General features: G+C 43.4%; 1 protein-coding gene and 1 pseudogene. Both read right to left on the bottom strand.

Features of this window, described 5'->3' with window-relative positions; genetic code table 11:
* A pseudogene (locus DVO77_RS18935) lies at nt 1–80 on the bottom strand (Mobile element protein); the annotation flags it as partial.
* Nucleotides 81–153: 73 nt separating this feature from the next.
* Complete coding sequence (locus DVO77_RS18930) at nt 154–477, bottom strand: hypothetical protein (RefSeq protein ID WP_119979410.1); 324 nt, start codon at nt 475–477, stop codon at nt 154–156.
* Nucleotides 478–662: the final 185 nt, after the last annotated feature.

Below are 662 nucleotides of genomic sequence, written 5' to 3'. Positions count from 1 at the left end.
GCACGGCGAACGACGCGGCTACAACAATGATAATAGGGTGTGTCTTCGATACTTATTTGAGTTCTGCGAGGGCGTGGCATAAAAACCTCCTTGTTCAATGCTCAATCAAAGCATAGCCGGAGGTTAACTTCTGCGCCATTAACGATGGGTGTCCTAGTCAGGGCACCCGACCAGCGCATCTATGTCACTTATATTTATAACCTTGAATCCATTTCTAACTATAACCAATGGATATTTTTCACTATTCGTAGCTACATCTGACCAATTAAACCACTTCCACTCTTTGAGTTTGGCATTCTTTTTATTGTATTCCTCAAGCTCTAAGCTCCTCTTTATAGCTGCTGCCTCATCTATTTCCTTCGCTAAGCTGAAATTGAAAGCTGGGTTGATATATGCTAAATAAGAGGCTGTTAGAAAAAGCACGGCTATTGATGCAAAAAATAAGGACTTGCTAATTTCTACTACCTTGTCATTCATCTGTAAACTCCGTTTAGGTTTATGGTTAACGATCTAGTTCACGAGCCGAAGGTCTCGTGTAACGGTTTGTTCTTTACTTTCGGAGAGAGGAGGTTATCGCTACTCAATCCGTGAGTTCATATTCCATGCCCTTGGGGCTGATGTGAGCCCCCTGCGGCGTGAGGGAAGCATCGCTGCTTTACTTG

Origin of the sequence: Shewanella algidipiscicola, assembly GCF_003605125.1 — a bacterium.
Taxonomy (GTDB): domain Bacteria; phylum Pseudomonadota; class Gammaproteobacteria; order Enterobacterales; family Shewanellaceae; genus Shewanella; species Shewanella algidipiscicola.
This window is presented reverse-complemented; position numbering and strand designations above follow the sequence as displayed.

Excerpts from the sequence above, each read along its gene's own strand:
- DVO77_RS18930 (WP_119979410.1), bottom strand. The coding sequence starts at position 477 with ATGAATGACAAGGTAGTAGAAATTAGCAAGTCCTTATTTTTTGCATCA.